The organism is Streptomyces sp. NPDC059853, assembly GCF_042731495.1.
Taxonomy (GTDB): domain Bacteria; phylum Actinomycetota; class Actinomycetes; order Streptomycetales; family Streptomycetaceae; genus Streptomyces.
Genome location: NZ_JBHWJL010000488.1, coordinates 1 through 2,333, shown reverse-complemented (window position 1 = coordinate 2,333; position 2,333 = coordinate 1). Strand labels below are relative to the sequence as shown.

The 2,333-nt window shown below is 73.0% G+C and carries 4 protein-coding genes; all 4 read left to right on the top strand.

The window, feature by feature from the left end:
- The coding region (locus tag ACFV5N_RS27125; RefSeq protein ID WP_385604972.1) for a DUF881 domain-containing protein at positions 1-666 on the top strand (666 nt) is incomplete at its 5' end.
- The gene (locus ACFV5N_RS27120) at positions 663-995 is read left to right on the top strand and encodes a small basic family protein (RefSeq protein ID WP_019434707.1); all 333 of its coding nucleotides are present in this window, start codon (positions 663-665) and stop codon (positions 993-995) included. The genes ACFV5N_RS27125 and ACFV5N_RS27120, both read left to right, overlap by 4 nt.
- A 5-nt stretch (positions 996-1,000) precedes the next feature.
- Positions 1,001-1,888, top strand: coding sequence for a DUF881 domain-containing protein (locus tag ACFV5N_RS27115; RefSeq protein ID WP_385604975.1), 888 nt, complete (start codon positions 1,001-1,003; stop codon positions 1,886-1,888).
- A gap of 156 nt (positions 1,889-2,044) precedes the next feature.
- Positions 2,045-2,333: zinc finger Ran-binding domain-containing protein (locus ACFV5N_RS27110; protein WP_385604969.1), on the top strand; the 289-nt coding region annotated here is incomplete at its 3' end.

Genomic DNA, 2,333 nt, shown 5'->3' with positions numbered 1-2,333 from the left:
GTCCAGGCCCGCGAGGCGGCGCCCACCGTCGCCCGGGAGCGCCAGGAACTCCTGGACCGGGTGGAATCCGGCACCGAGACGATGGACGCGCTCCAGCACGAGGTGGACGCGCTGCGCACCGAGGTCGCCGCCATGCAGAACGACCTGCTCAGCGACTCCGGCGGCGACCCGGGCGAACTGACCGCGCTGCTCGCCGGGGCGAGCCCCGTCCAGGGCCCCGGGCTCGAACTCGTCGTCAACGACGCCAAGGGCGTCTCGGCGGGCGGCGGCGAGGCCCGTGACGGCTCCGGCTTCGACACCGGCCGGGTCCGCGACCGCGATCTGCAGCGGGTCGTCAACGGACTGTGGACTTCCGGCGCCGAGGCCATCGCCGTCAACGGACAGCGGCTGACCGCCCTGTCGGCCATCCGCGCGGCGGGCGACGCCATCCTCGTCGACAACCGGCCGCTCGTCCCCCCGTACACCGTCCAGGCCGTGGGCGACCCGGAGGCCATGCGGGCCCGCTTCGACACCACGGTGGACGGCCAGTACCTGAACGTCCTGCGCGACAACTACGGCATCCGTGCCGAGACCTCCGACAAGCAAGAGATCCGCATACCCGCCGCCACCAGCCTCACGGTCCGGACGGCGCGGCCCGCGGACACGGGAGAAGGAAACACACAGTGATCGCCGTACTGGGGCTCGTGCTGGGCGTCGTGGCCGGAATCCTCACCCGGCCCGTCGTGCCCATGGGACTCGAGCCGTATCTGCCGATCGCCGTCGTCGCCGCGCTCGACGCGGTCTTCGGCGGGCTGCGCGCCATGCTGGACGGGATGTTCGACGACAAGGTCTTCGTCGTCTCCTTCCTCTCCAACGTCGTGGTCGCCGCGCTGATCGTCTTCCTCGGCGACAAGCTGGGCGTGGGGGCCCAGCTGTCCACCGGCGTGGTCGTGGTCCTGGGCATCCGGATCTTCTCCAACGCCGCCTCCATCCGCCGGCACCTCTTCCGGGCGTGAGCACCATGAGCGACCCCGAGCGCGCACCGCGCGAACCCGATCCGGCGTCCGGCGAGCCCGCCGAGGCGCCTTCCGTGCCCGGATCCGCCCGGGAACCGGGAGCCCCGGAGCCCGCCGCTCCCGACGCACCGGAGGCGCCCTCCGCGCCCGGGGCCCCCGGAGGTCCCGCGCGGCCCCGCGGCCGGGACGCGCTGCTGGCCGGCCTGTGGCCGCCGCGCGTGACCCGCAGCCAGCTCATCGTGGCCGCGCTGCTGTTCGTCCTCGGTCTGGGCCTGGCCATCCAGGTACGGGCCGCCAGCGCCGACGACAGCGCCCTGCGCGGGGCCCGCCCCGAGGACCTGGTGCGCATCCTCAGCGACCTGGAGGACCGCACCGGGCGCCTGGAGGACGAGAAGAACGCCCTGGAGGAGCAGCGCACCGACCTGGAGACCAGCTCCGACCAGGCCGAGGAGGCCCGCCGGCAGACGGCGGAGCGCGAACGGCAGCTGGGCATCCTGGCCGGTACGGTCGCCGCCGAGGGCCCGGGCATCGAGCTGCGGGTGACCGACCCGCGCGGCGCGGTGCGCGCCGACATGCTGCTGGACGCCGTCCAGGAGCTGCGTGCGGCCGGGGCCGAGGCGATCCAGATCAACGAGGTGCGGATCGTGGCCGGTACCTTCTTCACGGACGAGAACGGCCAGGTGCGCATCGACGGACGCGCGGTGTCGGCCCCGTTCGTGATCGACGCCATCGGACGGCCGCAGGACCTGGAACCGGCGCTCAACATCCCCGGCGGGGTGGTGCAGTCCCTGGAGAAGGAACAGGCGGGTGTCGTGATCGAACGGCCGGAGACGGTGATCGTGGACGCCTTGCGATCGGCGGAGCGCCCTGACTACGCTCAGTCGTCATCGTAGCGGGACACCGACGCCGGGGGCTGTGCGATGTGGTGGCTCTCGGTGAGGGAAACTGAATACGGGCCGCGTACGTTGGCAGAGTGTCCGGCGCGGCGGATGAGAGACAATGGACCGCCCGTCCACTGACGGGTCGGGCTAGGTGCGAGGGGATCGCTGGTGAGTTTTTTCGCTAGGTTGTTCGGCAGGCGTCAGGGTGGCTCGCACAGCGCCGCACGGCCTCATGCCCGCCGTGGCGAGCAGCCTGCGGGGGCGCCCGCGACGGAAGCGGGACGCCCGCTGTTCCGTGACGAGGTCGACGGGCAGGCCGGCGGCATAGGCTCCCAGGCTCCGGCGGGGCAGGCCGACGGCACGCCCTGCGGCCGCTGCGGCAACCGCAACGCCGCGACGAGCCGGTACTGCTCGCAGTGCGGCAACCCGCTGCGGCCGGGTATGGAGGGCTCCTCGG

What these genes read in the sequence shown, in the direction of transcription:
- ACFV5N_RS27115 (WP_385604975.1), top strand. Translation starts at nt 1,001, where the DNA reads ATGAGCGACCCCGAGCGCGCACCGCGCGAACCCGATCCGGCGTCCGGC.